This is a genomic window from Prosthecobacter sp., assembly GCF_020439865.1.
Taxonomy (GTDB): Bacteria; Verrucomicrobiota; Verrucomicrobiia; order Verrucomicrobiales; family Verrucomicrobiaceae; genus Prosthecobacter.
This window is the reverse complement of record NZ_JAGRPF010000090.1, coordinates 1-4,784: the sequence shown is the minus strand read 5'-3', so window position 1 is coordinate 4,784 and position 4,784 is coordinate 1. Positions and strand designations below refer to the sequence as shown.

The 4,784-nt window shown below is 60.8% G+C and carries 2 protein-coding genes and 1 pseudogene; all 3 read right to left on the bottom strand.

Translation table 11 applies throughout. From position 1 onward, the window contains the following. Nucleotides 1-107 precede the first annotated feature (107 nt). The gene (locus KDL09_RS09785; protein WP_294384311.1) at nucleotides 108-3,050 is read right to left on the bottom strand and encodes a DUF1553 domain-containing protein; all 2,943 of its coding nucleotides are present in this window, start codon (nucleotides 3,048-3,050) and stop codon (nucleotides 108-110) included. A gap of 80 nt (nucleotides 3,051-3,130) precedes the next feature. Further along, nucleotides 3,131-4,450 carry a hypothetical protein gene (locus tag KDL09_RS09780; RefSeq protein WP_294384309.1) on the bottom strand — a complete coding sequence of 440 codons (1,320 nt, stop codon included), beginning with the start codon at nucleotides 4,448-4,450 and terminating at the stop codon, nucleotides 3,131-3,133. Nucleotides 4,451-4,457: 7 nt separating this feature from the next. Further along, a pseudogene (locus KDL09_RS09775) lies at nucleotides 4,458-4,784 on the bottom strand (hypothetical protein); the annotation flags it as partial.

Genomic DNA, 4,784 nt, shown 5'->3' with positions numbered 1-4,784 from the left:
GGGACAGGACTGGGGCCGGGGCCGAGAAGGATGCGTTCAGCGGGGAATTGGGTGTTCATGGAGAGTGGCGAGTATGACCAACGGCCCCATCCCCGGCAAACTTTGTTTCAATCCACAAAGCTGAATTCGTTCAGGTTCAAAATCACCCGGCAGACGTTTTCGAGGCCGTCGCGCTTCGCGTAACCAACCAGCGGGGCCAGTTCGTCCACCGTCGGCTCGCGGGCGAGCGCGAGGGCAAAGGCGCGCTTCGTCTGCGCTTCGATGCCCGTGGCTTCCTTGCCGACGCGTTCGGCGAAGTGCTTCGCCATGGCGACGGTGAGGCCGTTGTTCATCATGGCGAGGGCCTGCAGCGGGCTGAGGGATTCGTTGCGCTTGTCCACGCGCATGGAGGGATCGGCGCAGTCGAGCACGGTCATGAAGGGCTGTTGCTGGCTGCGCACGATGAAGCGGTAAATGCTGCGCCGCCAAGACTTCGGATCCTCTGGATCGTGAAGTTCATACTCATAGTGCGGGCTGTGCTGCGGCTTCTCGATAACGAAGTCCTGGAAGCTCGGGCCGCCCATCGCGAGGTCGAGCTTGCCGCTCACGGCGAGAATGCTGTCGCGAATCGACTCGGCGTCGAGTTTTCGGCGGTTTTGATGCCAGAGGAATTCGTTCGAGGCATCGAGTGTCGCGTAAGATGGATCGGCGCCTTCGGATGACTGACGATACGTCTCGCTCATCACGATGCGCTTGTGCAGCGCCTTGAGCGAACCATGGGCGTCATCGCGGAACCATGCGGCCAGCGAATCGAGCAGTTCAGGGTGACTCGGCTTCGCTCCCATGCGGCCAAAGTCATTCGCCGTCTCGACGAGGCCGCGACCGAAGTGATGCTGCCACACGCGATTGACGATGCTGCGCCAGGTGAGCGCGTTGTTTTTGTCCGTGATCCACTTCGCCAGCGCAGCGCGACGCGCGGATTCGCTTTCACCCTGAACCGCGAACGGCAGATGAAAACGCTCGCTCAAGGCGGCGATGCTACCGGGACCAACCTCCTTGGCGGGCTGGCGAATGTCGCCGCGTTTCAGCACCTGGATGACACGCGGTTTGCCACCGTCGGCGCCGGTGCCTTTGAATGAGCCGCTGCCGGTGTGAATGGCTCCGGCATAGACCTTCTGCGGAGCGGGCAGGGATGGCAGCGAATCACGTTGCTTGCGGACGTCGCGGAGTTTTTTCCGCGTCGCTTCATCTGCCTGCGCGAGCATCAGCGCATCGCGTTCGCGAATGAGCTGCTGTTTGTCTTCTTCGCTGCGACTCTCGGGTGCGATGCCGTCGGTGAGGTTCGTTTTGCGCCAGCGTGGTGGCGCTTCGATGCTGTCGAGCGAAGTCACCGAGCAACCGGCAGCGAGGTTCGGACCGGTCTTGCTGTCATAGACCTCCATCTCGGCCAGCGCGAAGATGTAGTCGTTCTTGCGCGGCGCGAGCTTCACGGCGGTGACACGCACGTAGCGGCCCGTGACGCCGTCGTCGCCCGCCGTGCCGCTTTCGAAGGGTTTGAGGCCGGGATTCGGAAAGTCGTTCATGAACGTGGCGTCATGCTTCCGCCAGACAAGTGTGACACCGGTTTTGAATTCGGGATCGTCGCTCACCTCGATCTTGAAGCGCACGGGAAAGCCAAAACCACCGCCGATCTTGCCGTAGTCATCGTAGCAGGGCTTCAACACGATGCGCTCGACCTGCACGCTTTTGCCAAGATCGACCTGCACCCACTTTACAACATCCTGCGTCGGCGAAATGGCGCTGTGCCAGCCGAAGTCGGGTTTCGCATTCGGATTGCCGGACTTCTCGGCCGCTCCGTCGATGCGCTTGCTGAGTGCGACATAGGCCGCGCCGGCTTTCTTCTTCAAAGGCTCTTCAAGTGCGGCGATCTCGCTGGCGAGCTGCGCCTTCTGCTTCTGCAGCGCGGCGAACTTCTGCATCGACGCGTCGTCGGGATAGTAATCGACATCCGTGCGGTCGATCGCGGCGAAGACGGCCTGCAGCGAATAGTAGTCTTCCTGCGAGATCGGATCGAACTTGTGATAGTGGCACTGCGCGCACTGCACCGTGAGGCTGCAGAAGCTGCCGATGGCGTTCTGCACCATGTCATCACGGTCGAGATGACGCGCGATCTTGCCATCGAGCTTCGTCTCCGGCACTTCCGCGTGTCCGATGTAATCCCACGGCCCCGCTGAGATGAATCCGAGCGCCGTGATGCCGTCCGTCGTGCCCGGATAGAGCACATCACCTGCGATCTGCTCCTCGACGAAACGTGCGTATGGTTTGTCGCTGTTGAACGCGCGGATCACGTAGTCGCGATACGGCCACGCGTTCATGCGCGGCTTGTCTTTGTCATAGCCATGGGTCTCGCCGTAATGCACGAGATCGAGCCAGTGACGCGCCCAACGCTCGCCGCAGCGTGGCGAGGCGAGCAAGTCGTCCACCAGCTTCTCATACGGAAGCGCCGCATACTTCGCGACCTCCTCCGGCGTGGGCGGAAGCCCGATGAGATCGAAGTAAAGCCGGCGAATGAGCGTGTGTGACTCGGCTGGCGGCGCAGGTTTGAGTCCTTTTTCCGCGAGCTTTGCGCGGATGAAATCATCAATCCCCTTGCCCTTCGCTTTTTCATCTCCGCGTGAAAGCGGTTTGAAGCTCCACCAGTCGAGGCGGTCCTCGACCTTCGCCACGTCCACGCCGTCCGGCCACACGGCACCTTCATCGATCCAACGCTTCAGCACATCGATCTCTGCGCTGCTGAGCTTCGACTTCGGCGGCATCGCGATCTTTTCATCCGCACCGCTCACGAAGCGGAACAGCGGACTCTCCGCGCTCTTGCCGGCCACGATGTCGGGTGCGTGCTCGCTACCGCCGCCCAGCGCGACGGCTTTGATGTCGAGCCGGAAATCGTTCTTCTGCTTCTTCTCCCCGTGGCACTCGTAGCAGTGCTTCTCGAAAATCGGCCGCACCTCACGCACGAAGTCCACCGCGAAGGCGGAAGTCGTGGCGAGGCTGAGCAGGCAGAGAAAGCGCATGGTTTATTTCATACGCCGCGAAAGCCCTGCTTTCATGCCAAGTGAACGCGTGACAACAAAGAACCACGGACGCGCCGCCATCAATACTTCGGGAAGATGTCCGGTGTGGGGAAGCGGTCTTCGGGGTTGCTGCTGTCGCCGACGTATTCTTCGCGGGGGAGGTTGACGAGCGGCCAGTTGGAGGGGCGGACACGGACGATGCGGCCTGGGCGGATGCCTTCGATGATGAGATCGGTCTCGAAGCGGATCTGGATGCCGCTGCTGCCGAGAGGAACGTCTCCGCTCGCTTTCGTGACGTCGAGGATGGTTCCCTTGGAGGCCATGTGAGCGGGACCATAGGCGCCGCCTGCGTGCTTCAGGGTGTTCTCGACTCCGTTCATGTTGGCGCCGACACCCTTTTTGAAGTCAGCGTAAAGCGAGTCATCCATGCCACCGAAGAGCGTCGCGGTCACGGTGGCGCGGCCGAACTTGCCATATTCGACGGCGTCGACCCACGCGGGCATCCAGCGGCTCCGGATGGATGCCTTGTGCGTTTCAGTCTGATTCTTGGCGGCACGCTGCATCGAGGCATCGTCGAGCCAGATGTCCGAGATGTGAAAGCGGGTGAAGATGCCATCCGGCGTGGGTTTCCAGGTGATGCCAAGCAGCACGGCCTGACCACCGAGTGATTTTTTGCCATCGGCAGGCCACGCGCCTTCGGCGATCAAGTCGTCGATCTCGAGGCATTCGCGGCCGCGCCAGATGCGGGTGGCGGCGTCGAAGGTCAGTTTTTCTTCCTCGGCCTTGTTGTCGCCGCCTTGCTTCGGTTCGCAGGTGGCGATGATCATGCCTTCGCGGTTCTTCAGTTCGACTTCCTTGAGCTTCCACACGAGTCCCTCGCGCTGGCAGTGGCTGGGTTCGTCTTCGAGCAGGAGGACGTGGTTCTCGGCGGGCGCGACTCCTTTGCCGCTGTAACCGGCGGTTTTGTTTTTGTTATCCACCGGTAACACGGGCACGGCGGAAGTCTTCGGGTCCGGTGGAAGATAGGCGCGGACATGCATCACAGTGCCGAGCGGGATGTCCCACAGATCCGCCGGCGCTCCGTGATAGCGCACAATGCCATAAGGCAGCATGGCGAAGGGATGCGGCGCGTTGCGAAAATACGTGCCTGCCCCTTGCACACGGATGCTGCCGCGGCGGTTCGCATGATCGACGAAGACGAGTTCGCCGCGATAGGAATGCGCTTTTGCCAAAGCAGGAAACTTTCCGGCTTCGGGGCGGAAGACTTCAGTTCCTGGTTCTTTGTTCTTGGTGCTTGGTTCGTCGTTGGCGGCGTTTGCTCGGATGACGAATGAACACACGAGGATCAATGATGATTTAAGAACGACGAACAAAGAACGACGAACAAAGAACAGCTTCATAAGAGGATCAGTATTTCGGAAAGATGGACGGATTGGGGAAACGCTCGTCGATGTTGGAAGCGCCGTTGCCGAGATGCTCTTCGCGCGGCAGGTGGACATCGGGCCAGTCAGCGGGACGGACTTTGACGATGCGCGTGGGACGCATGCCTTCGGTGATGAGATCGGTTTCGAAACGAATCTGAATGCCACTGCTGCCGAGAGGAATATCTCCGGGCAACTGTGCGACATCGATGAGTTTGCCGCGTGCGGCCATTTGCGCGGGGCCGGCGGAGCCGCCTTCGGTATGCTTCAGCGTGTTTTCGGCGCCGTTCATCAATGCGGCGACGCCCTTTTT

What these genes read in the sequence shown, in the direction of transcription:
- KDL09_RS09785 (WP_294384311.1), bottom strand. Translation starts at nt 3,050, where the DNA reads ATGCGCTTTCTCTGCCTGCTCAGCCTCGCCACGACTTCCGCCTTCGCG.
- KDL09_RS09780 (WP_294384309.1), bottom strand. Translation starts at nt 4,450, where the DNA reads ATGAAGCTGTTCTTTGTTCGTCGTTCTTTGTTCGTCGTTCTTAAATCA.